Source organism: Micromonospora sp. NPDC050495, from assembly GCF_040655175.1.
Lineage (GTDB): Bacteria > Actinomycetota > Actinomycetes > Mycobacteriales > Micromonosporaceae > Micromonospora.
Map to the genome: position 1 here is coordinate 147,136 of NZ_JBFAJK010000012.1, position 15,626 is coordinate 162,761.

At 70.4% G+C, this 15,626-nt stretch carries 19 protein-coding genes, 1 tRNA gene and 1 pseudogene; 14 read left to right on the plus strand and 7 right to left on the minus strand.

Features of this window, described 5'->3' with window-relative positions; genetic code table 11:
* Nucleotides 1–208: 208 nt before the first annotated feature.
* Both AB0I11_RS15275 and AB0I11_RS15280 read right to left on the minus strand, forming a co-directional pair.
* Complete coding sequence (locus tag AB0I11_RS15275) at nt 209–778, minus strand: hypothetical protein (protein WP_357319547.1); 570 nt, start codon at nt 776–778, stop codon at nt 209–211.
* Between the two features lie 176 nt (nt 779–954).
* Nucleotides 955–1,134, minus strand: a complete 180-nt coding sequence (locus tag AB0I11_RS15280; protein ID WP_357319550.1) for a helix-turn-helix domain-containing protein — start codon at nt 1,132–1,134, stop codon at nt 955–957.
* Nucleotides 1,135–1,311: 177 nt separating this feature from the next.
* On the opposite strand from AB0I11_RS15280, the gene AB0I11_RS15285 reads away from it, so the two are divergent.
* The 4 genes from AB0I11_RS15285 (at nt 1,312) to AB0I11_RS15300 (ending at nt 4,131) form a co-directional block, all read left to right on the plus strand.
* A tRNA-Gly gene (locus AB0I11_RS15285) sits at nt 1,312–1,384 on the plus strand.
* A gap of 25 nt (nt 1,385–1,409) precedes the next feature.
* Entirely contained in the window at nt 1,410–2,762 is a 1,353-nt protein-coding gene (locus AB0I11_RS15290) for a hypothetical protein (RefSeq protein ID WP_357319553.1), read from the plus strand.
* Entirely contained in the window at nt 2,759–3,211 is a 453-nt protein-coding gene (locus tag AB0I11_RS15295; protein ID WP_357319555.1) for a hypothetical protein, read from the plus strand. The genes AB0I11_RS15290 and AB0I11_RS15295 overlap by 4 nt, the downstream gene beginning before the upstream one ends.
* A complete protein-coding gene (locus AB0I11_RS15300) occupies nt 3,208–4,131 on the plus strand; it encodes a ParB N-terminal domain-containing protein (RefSeq protein WP_357319558.1) in 924 nt (307 codons plus the stop codon). The genes AB0I11_RS15295 and AB0I11_RS15300 overlap by 4 nt, the downstream gene beginning before the upstream one ends.
* A 62-nt stretch (nt 4,132–4,193) precedes the next feature.
* On the opposite strand, the gene AB0I11_RS15305 is transcribed toward AB0I11_RS15300, so the two are convergent.
* Entirely contained in the window at nt 4,194–4,751 is a 558-nt protein-coding gene (locus AB0I11_RS15305) for a hypothetical protein (RefSeq protein ID WP_357319561.1), read from the minus strand.
* A gap of 313 nt (nt 4,752–5,064) precedes the next feature.
* Here AB0I11_RS15305 and AB0I11_RS15310 point away from each other — a divergent pair, with 313 nt between their 5' ends.
* The 7 genes from AB0I11_RS15310 (at nt 5,065) to AB0I11_RS15340 (ending at nt 10,385) form a co-directional block, all read left to right on the plus strand.
* A complete protein-coding gene (locus tag AB0I11_RS15310; protein ID WP_357319564.1) occupies nt 5,065–5,349 on the plus strand; it encodes a hypothetical protein in 285 nt (94 codons plus the stop codon).
* Between the two features lie 56 nt (nt 5,350–5,405).
* Nucleotides 5,406–6,023 carry a hypothetical protein gene (locus AB0I11_RS15315; protein ID WP_357319567.1) on the plus strand — a complete coding sequence of 206 codons (618 nt, stop codon included), beginning with the start codon at nt 5,406–5,408 and terminating at the stop codon, nt 6,021–6,023.
* Complete coding sequence (locus tag AB0I11_RS15320; protein ID WP_357319570.1) at nt 6,001–6,156, plus strand: hypothetical protein; 156 nt, start codon at nt 6,001–6,003, stop codon at nt 6,154–6,156. The genes AB0I11_RS15315 and AB0I11_RS15320 overlap by 23 nt, the downstream gene beginning before the upstream one ends.
* Nucleotides 6,153–6,545, plus strand: a complete 393-nt coding sequence (locus AB0I11_RS15325) for a hypothetical protein (protein ID WP_357319573.1) — start codon at nt 6,153–6,155, stop codon at nt 6,543–6,545. Before AB0I11_RS15320 ends, AB0I11_RS15325 begins: the two co-directional genes overlap by 4 nt.
* 3 nt (nt 6,546–6,548) lie before the next feature.
* The gene (locus tag AB0I11_RS15330; RefSeq protein WP_357319575.1) at nt 6,549–7,943 is read left to right on the plus strand and encodes a terminase family protein; all 1,395 of its coding nucleotides are present in this window, start codon (nt 6,549–6,551) and stop codon (nt 7,941–7,943) included.
* Nucleotides 7,944–8,031: 88 nt separating this feature from the next.
* Nucleotides 8,032–9,636 carry a ParB N-terminal domain-containing protein gene (locus tag AB0I11_RS15335; protein WP_357319578.1) on the plus strand — a complete coding sequence of 535 codons (1,605 nt, stop codon included), beginning with the start codon at nt 8,032–8,034 and terminating at the stop codon, nt 9,634–9,636.
* Complete coding sequence (locus tag AB0I11_RS15340) at nt 9,633–10,385, plus strand: hypothetical protein (protein WP_357319581.1); 753 nt, start codon at nt 9,633–9,635, stop codon at nt 10,383–10,385. The genes AB0I11_RS15335 and AB0I11_RS15340 overlap by 4 nt, the downstream gene beginning before the upstream one ends.
* Before the next feature lie 21 nt (nt 10,386–10,406).
* Here the strand turns inward: AB0I11_RS15340 and AB0I11_RS15345 are convergent.
* The 4 genes and pseudogenes from AB0I11_RS15345 to AB0I11_RS15360 form a co-directional block, all read right to left on the minus strand.
* A pseudogene (locus tag AB0I11_RS15345) lies at nt 10,407–10,469 on the minus strand (30S ribosomal protein S6); the annotation flags it as partial.
* Nucleotides 10,470–10,537: 68 nt separating this feature from the next.
* On the minus strand, nt 10,538–10,732 hold the full coding sequence (locus AB0I11_RS15350) for a hypothetical protein (RefSeq protein ID WP_357319584.1): 195 nt from the start codon (nt 10,730–10,732) through the stop codon (nt 10,538–10,540).
* A gap of 551 nt (nt 10,733–11,283) precedes the next feature.
* Complete coding sequence (locus tag AB0I11_RS15355; protein ID WP_357319587.1) at nt 11,284–11,658, minus strand: hypothetical protein; 375 nt, start codon at nt 11,656–11,658, stop codon at nt 11,284–11,286.
* 30 nt (nt 11,659–11,688) lie between these two features.
* Entirely contained in the window at nt 11,689–12,282 is a 594-nt protein-coding gene (locus tag AB0I11_RS15360) for a hypothetical protein (RefSeq protein WP_357319590.1), read from the minus strand.
* A gap of 96 nt (nt 12,283–12,378) precedes the next feature.
* On the opposite strand from AB0I11_RS15360, the gene AB0I11_RS15365 reads away from it, so the two are divergent.
* From AB0I11_RS15365 to AB0I11_RS15375, 3 genes are all read left to right on the plus strand, one after another.
* A complete protein-coding gene (locus AB0I11_RS15365; protein ID WP_357319592.1) occupies nt 12,379–12,672 on the plus strand; it encodes a hypothetical protein in 294 nt (97 codons plus the stop codon).
* Between the two features lie 149 nt (nt 12,673–12,821).
* On the plus strand, nt 12,822–13,796 hold the full coding sequence (locus AB0I11_RS15370; RefSeq protein ID WP_357319595.1) for a hypothetical protein: 975 nt from the start codon (nt 12,822–12,824) through the stop codon (nt 13,794–13,796).
* Between the two features lie 276 nt (nt 13,797–14,072).
* A complete protein-coding gene (locus tag AB0I11_RS15375) occupies nt 14,073–15,089 on the plus strand; it encodes a YaaC family protein (protein WP_357319598.1) in 1,017 nt (338 codons plus the stop codon).
* Nucleotides 15,090–15,626: the final 537 nt, after the last annotated feature.

Sequence of the window (15,626 nt, forward strand, 5' to 3'; positions counted from 1 at the left end):
TTGGTAGGAAGCCGACGGCGTGTTGGTGGACGTCGGCGTGGAGGACGGCGCGCCAGCTCCGCCATCCGCTCATCGACAGAACAGGATGTCGCGAAGGGAGCCCTCGGCCCTGATGTTGGCATCGACCGCTCAAAAGCGGCAGATCTGCGCGCGTCGTGCACACCGAAGGTGTGCGGGTCTTGCATGGCTCAAGGGCTGCTTCTGGGGGTTAGACCCATTCGATGAAGTCATGGTCCCGGTATAGCCGCAGAAACGCGCCAAACGTGTACGGCCTCATTTGGGGTGGCAGTACGACGACGTGCCGGTCAGGCGGGGGTGCCGGAGGGTCTGATGGGTCGGGAAGCCTCAGCGTGTTGGGCGAGAAGAGGGCGAAGGCGTACGGCGCGCGTCCCGTCAGCAACGCCAGCTTGGCAAGATCGTGGTCCTCCCTGCGATTGGGCCGCGCCTTCACCTCGATGGCGAGGTGGTTGGCATACTCCTCCCCACCCAGTCGTTGGTGATAGATCAGGTCGGGGACGATTTTGCGGGGAAAAGGTCCGTTGGGGCCGCGGCCAGCAAACGCCTTCGGGTCCGTTCCAGCGCGCTCGTATTCCATGTCCAGGCGGAATCCTCTGGGATTCGGGAGAAGCCCCAGCTCCTGGTCGAGGTAGATCATCAGCCGGGCGACGACGACCCGCTCCGTTGTTTGCTGGAGTTCATGGTCGTCGTGGCGGAGCCTTGCAACGGCCGCTCCCAGCGCCGCCGTGAGCTGTAGCTGCGTTGGCTCAGGTGGTGACACGAGCATGAGGCTACCCACCAGTCGTGGGGGTGGGGTGCCTCGCTGCCCGCTGTGGAACCGATCCTCCTAGGACGGTCTAGGGGGTGTGGCGTGGTGCGGGGCCACCGGGTGCCGGCATCTGACCGGCGGAGAACCGATGAATGCGATGTAGCGATCGCTTGCCGGTGGCCCCACGATCAGCGCCGGGCCGTGGCGGGTGCCGGCTTGTAGGCAGCGGCAAGGTCCTCGTCGGTGAAGCGGACCTTGCGGCCGAGGCGGTGGCAGGGGACGCGGCCCTTGGACACCCAGCGCCGGAGGGTGGTCTCCGCGATGCGAAGCTTCGCCGCGGCCTCGGCGTAGGTGTAGTCCCTGGCCACCTCGTCCTCCTCCAGTCCGCCGGCGTTGGATGCGGGGTCACTGTAGACCATTGCGGCCCGGCAGGTCTACGGTGGGCTACGCCCGGCCACGGGCGAGGTTGGGAGCTGTCATCTCCTCTCGCCGGCCGCCGGGTGTACGGCTACTATCCGGTACTGCGCGTGCATGGCACGTGTGATGCGCTGGAAGTGCTGTTGGCTGGCACGCCGCCGTTCCACGGTGGAGGCCCAGGTTCGAGTCCTGGCCGGCGCTCGACGCCCGGCCACGGGGGAAGGTGGTGAGCGGCGTGTTCCACGGCAGCATCCCGGCGGACCTGCGCTCGATCATCTACGAGCATGCCGAGTCCTGGCCGGACACCGACCTGTACGTCGGCTGCTCGGGGAACTTCACGATCGAGCGGACGCTGCACAGCCGGACCGGCGAGCGGCGCGCGATCCACGGCAACGACGTCCAGGCCTACAGCTCGGCGCTCGGCTGGTGGCTGGCGGGCCGGGAGCTGGACTACCGGCTGAAGGACGAGCACCGCGAGGAGCTGGCCTGGCTGGAGGCGTACCTGGCCACGTCGACGGACACCCTGGCGACGCTGATGTTGGGCACCCGGTTCCTCCAGTACGTCGGCAGGTCCGGCGTCTACTACGAGCGGATGGTCCGGGCGACCGTCGGCCAGTTCCCGACGATGCACGCCAAGACGGTGGCGAAGCTGTCGGCGCTGACGCTGCGCCTGGCCGACTACTACTGCGGGGACGTGCGGGACTACCTGCGCGACGTGGTGCCCGAGGACGCCCCGGTAGCCATGTTTCCGCCGTTCTTCGCGGGAGATTACGAGCAGCAGTTTGCCGGGATCGACGAGTTCTTCGACTGGCCGGCGCCGAGCTACGAGCTGCTGGACGAGGACGGCAAGGAGGAGATCATCGGGGCGGTCCTCGACCGTCCGCACTGGATCCTCGGCTTGCACATCGCCCGCGACGAGCTGCGCCCCTGGCTGCGCGGCGTCGTCCAGACCTCCAACCGCGGCATGCCGATCTACGTCTACGCGTCGTCCGGAGCGCGGCGCGTCGTCGCGCCCGCCCAGCAGGTCGCGCCGATACTGCTGCCGAAGATCGGGCCGGACGAGGACCTCGGCGACCGCATGGCGATCCACGTGCTGACCGGCGGGCAGTTCTCGGCGGTGCGGTCGCAGTTCATGAGCAAGACGATCCTGCCCGGCTCCCCGCTGCTGGCGTGCGCGGTGAGCGTCGACCGGAAGCTGGTCGGGGCGTTCGCGTACCTGCCGCCGAAGTTCGACCCGAGCACCGCGTACCTGATGAGCGACTTCCCGGTGTCGTGGACCCGGTACCGGCGGCTGGCGAAGCTGATCGTGATGGCGGCCGCCAGCCGCGAGGCGCAGCTGCTGTTGCAGCGGTCCCTGTCGAAGCGGCTGACGGGCTGGTCGACGACGGCGTTCACGGACCGGCCGAACAGCGCGAAGTACGGCCGGGGCATCCCCGGCGTGAAGTTGCAGAAGCGCACCGAGCCGGCCGCCGACGGCATCCACCGCTACCAGCTCCAGTACGGCGGCCCGCTGGGCGACTGGACCCTGCAAGAGGCGCTGGCGGAGTGGAAGCGCCGCCACGGGAAGGACGAGCGATGAGCGACGAGCACCGCGGCGGCGAGCCGCCCGCCGCCGAGCAGACCGGCTGCCCGAAGACGCTGTGGGACCGGCTGACGCCCTACCAGTGTGACGAGGGCGCCGAGACGGGCGTGTGCCCGACGCACGGGAAGTTCCGGCACGAGCCGGCCGACCCGGACAAGCCCTGCCAGCACCCCGACATGCACCTGGACGCCGACGTGCAGCGGCTCACCGCCTCCGACGACGACCCCACGGTGGTGGCGTACATCGTGGAGCTCTCGATCCGCTGCCTGGGCTGCCAGGAGCGGTTCCGCTGGTCGGGCGTGCCCGCCGGGCTGATGCCGAACCGGCCCGCCTGCTCGGCCGACGAGTTCGTGCTGCACGCCCCGATCCGGCCGGCGAGCGCCGACCCGGACTTCGGCCTCGGCATCCCCGGCTTCGCCATCCAGTACCGGGGAGACGGCCGGTGAGCGACGTCGACGAGCTGCCCCTGGACCCGCAGCTGCTGACCGTCCGGCCGCAGGACCTGACGCTGCTGGAGGTCAACGCGCGGTACATGCGCAAGGAGCAGTACGACCGGCTCGTGGCGAACATCAGGCGCGACGGCTGCCTGACGAGCGTGCCGCTGGTGTGGCACGACATCGACGGCGACCGGAAGGTGGTGCTGTCCGGCAACCACCGGGTCACCGCCTCGATCGACGCGGGCCTCACCGAGATCACGGTGATGGTCGTGCAGCAGAAGCTGAGCCGCGCCCGGCAGGTGGCGTTGCAGCTGTCGCACAACGCGATCGCCGGCGAGGACGACCCGGCCACGTTGAAGCAGCTGTACGAGGAGCTGGACGACGTGGACTGGCGGGCCTACTCGGGGCTGGACGACAAGCAGCTCGACCTGCTCGCGCAGGTCGACCTGGAGGGCCTGTCGGAGGCGAACCTGGACTTCGCCACGGTGCAGCTGGTGTTCCTGCCGCACGAGCTGGAAGCCGCCCGGGCCAGCTTCGACGAGGCGCGGAAGCTTGTGCAGGCCGACGGCCGCTGGCTCGCCGGGTACGCCGACTACGAGGCCACCCTGGACGCTCTCGCTACGGCGCACGGGGCGCACAACGTCGGGAACGTGGCCACCGCTCTTGGGCTGATCCTCGCCGTTTTCGAGCGGCACCTGGGCGAGCTGCGCGACGGCGTGTGGTACGACCCGGACGCGGGCGAGCCGATCGGCAACGCCAACCGGCTGGTGCCGATCGAGACGGTTCTGGAGACGCGCTCGATGCCGGCCGACGCCGCCGCCGTGCTGGCCCGCGCCGTGGACAAGCTGGTCCGCTCGGGCGAGGTGACCGCTGACCAGCGTTGGCGGGCGCTGGAGCTCCTGGCCGCCGACTACCTCTCGGGGCTGTGATGGCCGGCGGCCAGGCGTCCGCCGCAGCCGTGCGCGGCGGACGCCCGATGGCCCGTCCGGGCCTACGCGTGCGGGTGGAGGGGCACCAGCTCGGACGCGCCTTCGCGGGTCAGGTCCAGATACTCGACCCCAGGCGTGTACATGAAGTGCCAGTGCAGCCGCACCCGCCTGTGGAAGCGCACCTGGGCGTCGCCGTCGACGTCCGGATCGACCACCACCAGCTCGGGGCGACCCGTCACCGCGGCCAGCTTGCCGTACCCGGTGAAGGTCACCTCGGCCTCCACCGCGGCGTTGCCGACCGAGTCCCCGTCGTACTCGTCGTCCTGGTTCCAGTTGACGGTGCCGAGATCGGGCTCGGCCTTCTCGACCTCGATGTCCGCCAGGACGTCGTAGGGCAGCTCAACGTCGCCGAACGACAGCCCCGCCCGCCGGTTCGCGCCGAGCCTGCGCCCGATCTCGCGACCGGCCATCCCCTCACAGTCGTCGGCGATCGCGTCCGCCAGCAGCGACTCAAACGACGGGATCGGCGGCTGGTACGCCTGGCGCACCTGGCGCAGCGCGGCGGAGTAGGAGATCCCTTGCTGGGAGGCGAGCTGCTTGGCGGCCTTGTTCCTGCTCATGGCAAACGTCCGTTCCTCGACGGCTCCCCACGCAGCCGTCGTTGGATAGACGTGCCGCACCGGTCGCGCGGTCGCGTGACCGTACCTGCGCGAGCTTTCGGCCCTTGTCCCTCTGCGTCGACCCTCGCCGGGCGTGGGGTCACCGGCAGTCGACAGGAGAAACCGGTGACGCAGGGCCACCGTCGACTCCACTTTAGCCACGCCGAGCCACAACCGTCCACGTAAAGCGACATCGCGTCACGACGCGGCTCCGCCAGCGGTGATGCCAATGCGGTCGCAGTCGGCGACCGCGACCGGACACTAGGAGGAAGAGATGCCCAACTCCACCCCAGGCGACGTGTACGCCGGCCTCGACGAGCGCCAGCGGTACGAGCTGGACCGGCGCTGCGACTACCACCCGCCGAAGGACCTGGCGACCGCCGAGGCGCACCAGGCGTGGCGGAAGACGGTCAAGGCGGCGATGGCCGAGGCGATGCGCAGCCTGCCCGCCGGCCGCGAGACGTCGATGGTGCTGACCGCCCTGGACGACGCCCTGATGTACGGCAACGCGGCGATCGCCCGGCCGCCCATGAGCGGAGGACGCAGGAGCGGCCACTGATCGGGGGCGGCCCGGCCTGACTCGGGCCGGGCCGCCCGCAGCTGGAAGAGGTGACCATGAGCGAGCCGGAGATCCTGCCCTGGGACCGGCAGCGCAGCGAGCCCGAGAAGGCGTACGGGTACTTCGCCCTGTACCGGGACCTGGGCCGCACCCGCACCGTCGCGAAGGTCGCCGAGCAGGTCCACAAAAGCCGGGATTACCTCCACAAGCTGGCCACCCGCTGGAAGTGGGTGCAGCGGGCGCAGGCGTGGGACCGGGAAGAGGACCGGCTGTACGCCGAGGGCCTGGCCGAGCAGCGGCGCGACATGTCCCGCCGGCACGCGCGGATCGCGTCAGCGCTGCAGGCGAAGCTGGTCGCCCGGTTGCAGACCCTCGACGCGTCGAAGCTGACCCCCGGCGACGTCGCCCGCTGGCTGGAGGTGTCGACCCGCGTCGAGCGCCTGGCGCTGGGCCTGCCCGATTCCACGACGGCGCACACCGGCCCGGACGGCGGCCCGATCCGCGCCGAGGTCGAGCAGATGAGCGAGCAGCAGCGCGCCGACTTTTTCCGCGCGCTGATGGCCGAGGCCGCCGCCCGCGCCGGGCAGGCGAACCCGGCCGCCGAGCCGGACGACCCGGGCGGCGACGACGACGAGGACGAGGAGGCAGGCGGTGGGCCGGCGGAGCAGGACTGACGGGGAGGCGTGGATCGCGGTGGAGGTGCGGCTGCCGAGGTGGGCGATGTGGTGCGTGGCCGGTGGTGTGCTGCTGGTGGGGCTGGCGGCGGCGGCCGGCATGGGCACGGTGCTGTGGGTGGCGTCCCGGTGAGGCACCGACCGCGGTCGGCGCGGCTGCTGACGGCGCACCGGGCCGGTACGCCGGCTGCCCCCCAGCCGGCGTACCGGCCCGGCGGGATGGTGCGCGGCTGGGCGGAGCTGGACGCGAAGGCACCGCCGGCGCCGCGCATCGCCGCGCCGCCGCCCCCGCGGCTGACCCGCGAGCAGCGGCGGAAGCTGCGGGTGCACGCGTGGACGTGGCGGCTGCTGCTGGGCGGGTGGCTGGGCCTGACCGGGCTGGCCGTGTGGGCGGGCCTGCGGTTCGTCGGCGTGGCAGCCCTCGGCTGCCCGGCGGTGATGGTGGCGGTGGCGCTGCTGCTGGCCTGGTGCGCGGCCGTTGACGTGCGCCAGCGCGAAGCCGAGATGCGGGCCGGGAGCTGAGCCGTGCTGCTGGCGTACCCGGACCCGGCCCTGATGACCGACGCCGAGCTGGCCGCGTACCTGCGCGAGGTGTCGGAGGTCCAGGGCCTCGCCCGGTACGACTGGCTCCGGCACGCCCGGCCGGAGCAGATGGAGCCGGCCTGGTACCGGATCTGGATGCTGCTGGCCGGGCGCGGCTTCGGCAAGACCCGCACCGGCGCCGAGACGGTGCGCAGGTGGGCCGGGACCAGGCCGGGCGGGCACTACGCGGTGGTCGCGAAGACGCACCGCGAGGTGTTCAACGTCTGCTTCACGGCGCGGCGGGCCGGCCTGCTGGCGGTGATCCCGCCGAAGGAGGTGCGGACGTTCAACAAGAGCGAGCCGTACCTGGAGCTGACGAACGGGGCGATCATCCGGGGGTTCGGCGCGCAGGACCCGGACGTGCTCCGCGGCTACGACTTCGACGGCTGCTGGCTCGACGAGTACGCGGCCTGGCCGGTGCAGACGGCGCAGGGCGTGTTCGACATGCTGTGGTTCTGCATGCGCGAGGCGGCGAGCCCGCGCATGGTCATCAGCACCACGCCGAAGCCGCTGCCGCACGTGAAGAAGCTGCTGGCCCGGTCGAAGAAGCAGCGCGCGCGCAGCCGCCGGCCCCGGGTCGTGGTGACCCGCGGCCGGACGCTGGACAACGCGGACAACCTCAGCCCGGAGGCGCTGGAGGAGCTGCTGGAGCAGTACGGCGGCACCCGGCTGGGCCGGCAGGAGCTGGACGCCGAGCTGCTGTCCGACGTCGACGGCGCGCTGTGGAAGTCGGCGTGGATCGAGGCCGGCCGGGTCGACAAGGACGACGTGCCGCCGCTGGTGCGGACCGTGGTGTCGGTCGACCCGGCGGACACGGTGTCGGAGACGAGCGACGAGACGGGCATCGTCGCGGTCGGCCGGGGCGAGGACGGTGAGCACTACGTCCTGGCGGACCGGAGCATGAAGATCGCCGGCATGGCGGCGGCCCGCCGGATCTGGCAGTGCTACCTGGACGTCGACGCCGACGTAGTGGTCTACGAGGGGTCGTCGGCGTGGCTGCGGGACATCCTCGTCGACGCGTGGGTGGCCATGCAGAAGGAGGGCCTGCTGCCCGGCGGTGACCCGCCGCTGGACGTGGTGCAGGCCCGCGCCAGCAAGCGGGTGCGCGCCGAGCCGGTGGCCGCTCGGTACGAGGTCGACCCGCCGCGCGTGCACCACGTCGGGACGTTCCCTGCGCTGGAGGACCAGCTGACGACCTGGACGCCGGAGTCCGGCGACAGCCCGGACCGGCTGGACGCCCTGGTGCACGGCGTGACGTACCTGCGGTCGAAGGAGTCCCGGCGGGCGGTGGTGGCGTCGCCGCTGCGAGGCAAAACGGCAGGTCAAGGCGGTTCCTGATTGGACGGTGGATGATCTTGATTGATACAATGTTTATGTACGGCCCTCACCGTACCTCCGTGTTCACTTGGAAGAGGAGAGAGCGGAAGTGACAGCAGCAGTGAAGGCGCGGCCCCGGGGTAAGAAGGCCCCGCACCTCGCCCAGCTCGACCCGCGGGAGCTGGTCGCGCACCCGACGAACCTGCGGACCCAGCTCGGCGACCTGACCGAGCTGCGCGCCTCGATCGCCGCGAGCGGCGTTCTGCAGGCGCTGACCGTCGTGCCCGACGGCGGCGGCCACCGGATCGTCGCCGGCCACCGACGCGCGAAAGCGGCGGCCGAGGCGATCGAGGCCGGCGAGTGGCCGGAGGGCCAGCCGGAGACGGTGCCGTGCCTGGTGCGGCCCGACCTGGAGGGCCTGGCCCCCGCGCAGGTCGTCGCGATGCTGGTGGAGAACGACCAGCGCGCCGACCTGACCGAGAGCGAGCGGGCGGCCGGGTACGCGCAGCTGGAGCTGTTCGGCCTGGACGTCGCCGAGATCGCGCGGCGGACCGGCCGGGCGCAGAAGCACGTCCAGTCCGCGCTCAAGCTGACGAAGCTCGGCGAGGCCGCCACCGCGGCGGCCGACGCCGGGAAGCTGAGCCTCGACGACGTTGCCGAGCTGGCCGAGTTCGAGGACGACCCGAAGGTCATGGAGAAGATCCTCAAGGACGTCGGCAGCGGGTGGGGCATCAAGCACAAGGCCCAGGAGGAGCGCCGCAAGCGGTCGGTGAAGGAGGCGGTCGCAGCGCTGACCGCCGAGCTGACCGAGGCCGGCGTGAAGATCGTGAAGAAGCCGAAGGAGTGGCCGTACAACTGCCAGATGGCGCGCGTCGACCAGCTCCAGACCGCCGACGGTGGCGAGATCGACCCGGAGGCCGTGAAGGCGCTCGACGGGTACGGCGCGCTGGTCGAAGAGCGGTACGAGAAGGCCGAGGTGATCATCGTCTGCCTTGACCCCGAGGCGCACGGGTACAAGCGGACCGGGCACAGCTACTACAAGAGCCCGGCCGAGATCGCCGCCAAGGAGGCCCTCGAGCGGGAGACCGAGGAGCGCCGTGACCGGCTGCGGGCCGCTGCCTCGGTGCGGCGCCGGTTCCTCGTCGAGAAGTACGGCAGCGCGAAGGGCGCGAAGAGCCTGCTGGTCGAGGCGATGCGGTTCGCCGTGGTGTGGCCCGACTTCCTCCAGCACCGGCTCGACCACGAGCTGGTCAAGGGGCTGTGCGGCGGCGAGCTGACCGAGGGCGTAACCGCTGGGCAGGACCGGCTGAACCGGCTGCTCGTCACCCGGCTCGTCTGCGCGCAGGAGCACAACGTCGAGCAGGTGGCCGACGGCCGGTGGTCGGCGCACGCCGACCTGATCGTGCCGTGGCTGAACCGGCTGGAGGAGGACGGCTACGAGCTGTCCGACGCCGAGCGGGAGTGGCGTACCACGCGGATCGCCGACGAGGAAGAGCGGAAGCGCGGTGAGGCCGAGGAGGAGGCGGAAGCTCTGGCGTACGAGGCCGAGCTTGCCGCCGAGGAGGCCGAGGCCGGCGACGGCGGCGAGCCGCCGATCGTCGACGCGCACCTGCCCGAGGGTGACGTCGAGCCGACGGCGGCCGCCGTCGAGCCGGACCCGTGCCCGGAGGCCGACCTGGACGCGGGCGAGCCCGCCGCCGGGAGCGACGAGTGAGCCTGACCCCTGCGGGTCGACCGGAGGCGCGTACCGAGCTGGTGCGCGCCGCCGGCGCAGGCCCGACCGACAGCATGGAGGAGCCGGAGCTGCTGCGCGGCACCTGCCCGGCGTGCGAGGTGGCGATCGGCGCGACGCACGCCGACGAGTGCGACGTGGCCGAGTGCCTGGCCACCGGCCGGAAGCGGATGTGGTGCCGGGCCCAGCTCGACGCGGCCGGCCACGACTGCGGGCAGGCGACCTGGACGGGGGAGTGGCCGGCCCACCGCGAGTGCAAGGAGTTCCGCTGGCACGTCCGGTGGGACGCCACCGCGCAGCGGTGGGAGCGGTGCGCCCCTGACGTGGAGGGGTCGGGGCCGGACCTGACCCGGCTGTACCGGCAGGCCCGGTGGGACGCCGGCCGGCGGCGGTGGGTGCAGCGCCAGGCCGTGCTGTTCGCCCGCGTGGTGCGCGGCGACCAGGCCACCACCGAGGAGCTGACCATGGTGGCGCACCGCTGGTGCACGGAGGAAGGCATCGAGGTGGTCGGCTCGCACGTCGGCACCCGCGGCTGGCGGGAGGCCGTCGCCGACGTCGACGACGGCCTGGCCGAGCTGGTGGTGGTGCCGTCGGTGGAGCGGCTCGGGTTCGGCAAGCAGGTGTTCGAGCGGATCGACGCGGTGCGCCGTGCCGGCGGCGACGTCGCCGGCCCTGGCCTGCGGATCGACGCCGAGGGTCGGGTGGTCGCCGGGTCGACGAGTGAGAGCTAGTCCGCCAGGCGGACCAGCAGGCTTCTCAACTGAGCCACCCGCGGTCCGGATCACGTTCAGGTACGTGTCGAGCGACGGGGCGACGGGGGGTTAGTTCGCTGAGCGGACCAGCGCGGCCCCCGCGCCGAAGCCGGTGCGGGGGCCGCGCTGGTTCAGCGGATCTGTCGGGTCACCCGGTCCAGCGTGAGGAACGTGGCCAGGCCCAGGCTCACCGGCCCGGCCAGTTCGGGCAGGTAGTGTGCCCCGGCGCCGATACCCGTGGCGAGCGCGAGGTAGGCGACGGTGGTGAGCGGTATGGTCCGTTCGCGGGGTGCCGACTCGGACCGCAGCACGTGCTGTGTGGCCACAGCATCAGGTACGTTGTTTTCCACAGCGTTGACTCTTTCTGCCGGCAAGGGCGATCGTGTTGCGCTTCGACGGGCATCCGGTTGCAGCCGGGTGCCCGTCCTTCGTTTCGCACCGGGTCGGTCGACCACGGCACATCGTCCGGGGCCTGGAACTGGGTCCATGCGACGAGCTTGGCGACCAGTCCGAGCCGGACTCCGAGAACTGTAGTGGGCGAAGCCGACAGGGCGCCTCCTCGGCACCCCTGCCCACCGGCGTGTACGGCGAGTCGGGCTTCGTGGTGGACCTGGGCGGCGTCCCCGGGCGGACTGTCGTCGGCTGTTCGGCCGGTCCCCGGCTACTCCGGGTAACGGATCAGTCGGAGGGCGGATCAGGTTGGTGAACCCGGGAACGATGACGTCGGCGGCGTCAGGCATCTGGCGCGGCGGTCTGCGGCGGCATGGTGGCATGCGGAGAGCCTGGCAAGATCGACTCTCGCCATGGCGGACCCCTTGTCCGTCGGGTGCGGTTGACAATCTTGGGGCGCCAGGTTTGCCTGGTCCCGTAGGCCGGGCTAGCTGTCCGGCCGCGGCTTGGCGGCGTCGCACTCGGTGCTGACGACCGGGTCGACCCGGATGTCCGGGCACAGGCGGCAGCGCAGCACAAGGTGCCCGCCGCAGGAGCAGGGCCACCAGTCGCGCACCGGCCTGGTCGCCGACCCGCCGGCGTACCGGTGCCCCTCCAAGCAGGCGTCGGGCTCCTCGCCGACCAGCTCGCGGACCCGCCGGTACGGGAAGGCGACCACGTGCGGGTCGGCGCGGGCCCGGCCGATCAGGTAGCGCAGCTCGTCCGGGTGGTCGACCACGCGCTCGACCGACACCACGCCGGCCGGGCTGTTGTCGGCCCGGTCCCAGCGGATCGTGATGTGCCACCGGTCGCGCCACTCCACGCCCCGCAGGCTACTCGAACAAGTGTTCGATCACTCGTTGGATCGCCGCACGACCTCGCGCATGAACTCCCCGACCATTTGATTCTCGGTGGGGATCGGGTCCTTGCCTTCACCTGCGGTGAGACCGAGGTCTGTTCGCATCGCGGCGACCAGATCCTCGGAGAGTTGCTGGACGAATCTCAGGGTCCGCCCCGGGTCGATCTTGAAGATCCCCAGCTCCAGGAGGTTGAACGTTCTGTCGAGCCGCATCGCTGCCGCCTGCACCGGCTCTGATCCGTAGAACTGGATCTCGGCCATGTGCCGGCGCCAGTTCGCGGCCGGGCCGGCCGGCTCGTGCCACTGTGGTTCACCCTCAGGCTTCAAGTCGGTGACGAGCGGCTTCATGATCCAGGGGTCGAGGTCGGATCTCAACGATGACCTCAGGTCGTCGATGGTGGCGACGGTGTCTAGGTAGATCGACTGCCGCTTGTCCGCCCACGACCGCCGGTCTTCCCTGGACCACGCGTTGGCTTCGCGCTTGCGTTCCCGCCGTGCCTGGTTTGCAGTCTGAACCCATTGCAGGACCGAGCCCAGCACCGTGCCGCCCAGTCCGGCGGCCACAACCGCCCAATCCGTTCCTGCCACGGCCACACGGTAGATGAGCCGGGCGCATCACGGTGCCTGTCCGGCCGCAGTGCCATTGCCTATGCCCATATCCGCGACGGGCTGATCGAGATCGCGGTGGTGGTGGTGCTCTTCGTCGCGCGGGTGACCCGGCTGATCGTCGCCGACGAGATCACCCGCCGACCCCGGGAAGCGATCGTCCGCCGGCTGCCGGAAGGCAGCCCGCTGGCGTACCTGCTGTTCTGCCGCTGGTGCCCATCCGTGTGGATTGCCGCGCCGACCGCGACCGCCTGGTGGCTGCTGTCCGACGTCCCCCGCTGGTCCGGGCAGTGGTGGGCCGACGTGCCCACCGTCGCCCTGGCCCTGTCCCACGCAACCGGCCTGCTGGTGCGCGCCGAGCCCGAGGAGTAGCCGCATGGCCTGGTGGAGCACGAAGCTGAACGGCGACAGAGATCGGCGGGGCCTGTCGTCGCCTCGGCGGCGATGGCCCAAACGGGGATGCGGCGGCGCGTGTGGGGCAGGCACGATGACGACGCGACCGGCTTTGAGATGAGGTTGCTGTGACGCGAAGCGATCCCACCGTCGAGTTCTTAATGCGGGCAAGCCGGTTCTGCCGGGAGCAGGCCGATGACCTGCACGGGCTCCTCGGGCCAATCCTGGATTCCACCGCACCGGCCAGCGCGCCGGCCACCCGCGACCATAAGGAGCTGCTGTCGTCAGTGCGCAGCGCCGACCGGCAGGAGTTGTGGAGCCGGGCCGCGTTGGCCTGCCTGCACATGGCGGTGCACGTGACCGACCATGTGCGCGCTCTCGGGGTGTTGCTCGATCAGCCGCAGGTTGGGGTGCCCGTGTATGCGCATGCGAGTCTGGCCCGCTCGGCGGTGGAGGCTGCAGCGCTGCTGATGCACGTGCTTGCCGAGGGGCAGCCGTTCGAGGCGCGGTTCTCGAGGGGTGTCGCGTTACTGATTGCGGACGCGGGGATGGCGGCGAAGTCGGCGGCGCGGGTGCCGAGCAATGCCTACATGGCCTCTCCCGAGGCTGCGGTCGCCAAGGAGAAGGAGCAGTTGCTGACGCTCATCGAGCGTGCCCGCATTGAGCTGGTGTCCAACCGCAGCGGTGACCGTGTCAAGGGGGTGCGGGTTACTGCCGGCGGGCCGGAGACGTCCATCGAGGTAAAAGCGACCGACTTGGTGCAGCGGGCATTTGCGGATCTGCCGGAGGTCTACGGGATGTTGTCGGGGGTGGTGCACGGGCTACCGTGGCGGCTGGGCGACAGCGCCCAAGTGCATGGACGACAGGCGGTATGGCAGGCCCACCCAATGGAGGCCGGCGGGTCGGTACTGGCGGCAGTGACCGCGGCCGGGCGAGCTGGTGCGTCCTTCGCCTTGTACCGGGGGTTCGGCGATGAGCCGGCCGTGGCCGGAATGCGGGCGCGAGCAAAGGCCTGCGACGAGGCGTTGCGGCGGTACGGGGAGAGCTGTGGCGCCCTGGCGGGGAAGCAGCCGTCGATCGCCCGTTTCCTGGCTCCGCAGTAACCGCTTGCCAGCGTATTGGCGGTCGATCACAGGAGGTGACCACCTCAGCCCGCGCTCGATGGCAGTCGATGTACCTGGTCGGCGGCCAAGATGAGGGTGTTGCGGCGGAGCAATAGCGCATTCGGGCAGAGTCCCGGCGGGGAGAGCCTCGCCACCCCGGCCGCTGCTGCCCCTGCGGACCCTCGGTGGACCTGGTGACGTGCAAAGCTGATTCGCCCGGCGTTCACGCACTGAAATCGGTTGGCATCCGATCGCGACATAGCGGACGATCATCGGGTGGCGGCGAAGGTAGACATTGACCTTGTATGGGCGGCACTTCGGTCAACCCGAGCCGAGGCGCCCGCCGGTATCAAAGGGGGCCGCCGCAAGACCTATGTCGCCGCACTCGAACAAGCGCAGCAGATGTTCACCGCCGCCGCGAACGTGGGTATCGCGACCCGCCCGCTTCTGCTGTTCTACGGGCTTTCACAGGGCGGCCGGGCCATCGCAGCCGCCGCCAAGCAGGTATCCAACAACGACTACCCCCTGGTCGGGCACGGCATCAAGGTCAACACGTCCACGCTCGTCGGCCCCGTCGCCAAGGTCCAGGTGTACGGCGACAACACCACTGCAGGTAGTTTCACCCGCCTGTCGAAGATCCTGAACTCGCCGACCTGGGACGGCACTGCGCCGGTGTCGCTGGGAGAGCTGTGGAACACCCTGCCGGAGGGCAGCATGTTCCCCTTGGAGCGCTCGGTCGGTAAAGTCCCACTTCCAGTGAGTGTCGATGAGTACAGCGTGTTACATCAGGCTCAGACGGCGTCACCCGTGCAGCTCATCGTCACAGGCATCTCGGCCGACATCATGCCGCCGCTGCAGCAGACAGGCCCGATACCGGCGCTGGAAGCCTTCCTGGGTCAGTACCCGAAGCTCGCTGGGCACACTGCGATCTACGTCAAGGGCGTGTATCCCGATGGGCAAGGCGGCACCCTCAACCTGGCATATCCGTCCAGCAACAGCGGCTACCAAGAGCGCACGGCCGAGGCGCTCGCCCACAGCACTCTCTACCGCCTGCATGATCGCTACGCCTTTCCCGCTGTTGGCGCGAACACCGATTCCCTCCACCCCGTCATGGCGTGGTGGGCTGTCCTGTTCGCGTTGTCGATGCTCGCCCGATACCAACCAGAGGCATGGGCGGACCACATCGCCGTCGACAGCAGCAAAGTCGCGGTACCGATCGAGCAACTACTGACCGAAGCGCTGACCGCAGTGCCGGAACTGCTGCTCCAAACGATCATGGACGTGTCGCAGTAGGCCCACCCGGCCGGCCACCGCTACCTGGGTAGTTTGGCGTCGATCGCGGCAGATCCGAGCATTGCATGATGCTCCAGACCTTTGATGGGTCACGCGACGTGCCGGAACCGTCAGCTCGGCGGGCGTAGCCCCAGATGGCCCGGTCCACTCCCTTTGCCTACTCGTCGTCCGGCGAGCCGCCATCGAATTGCAACTGGCGCAGTTCCACCGACGCGGCCGCCCGCGGTCGACCAACTTCGGAGGCCCGTGTCGATGTAAGCGCCCGAACCCGTCAACGTCTGGCCTCCAAGATCAAACACCGTTTTGACCACCGCTAGCGTCGGCCGTCGTACTGCCTGATTTCCACGGCAAAGTGTCGTACCTGTGGTGTAGACCTTGATCATCCTTCGCATAGCAGGAGGACAGTTCGCCGAACCTTCTTGCCGGGAGTGACAGACGCATGCCGGGGTTCCACAGATCAGGTTGCTGGCTAGTCCGCGAAATGGCGGGTTGAGCTGGGGAAACGTGGGTTGGCCCGGTGACGGGGCGTGTCACTAG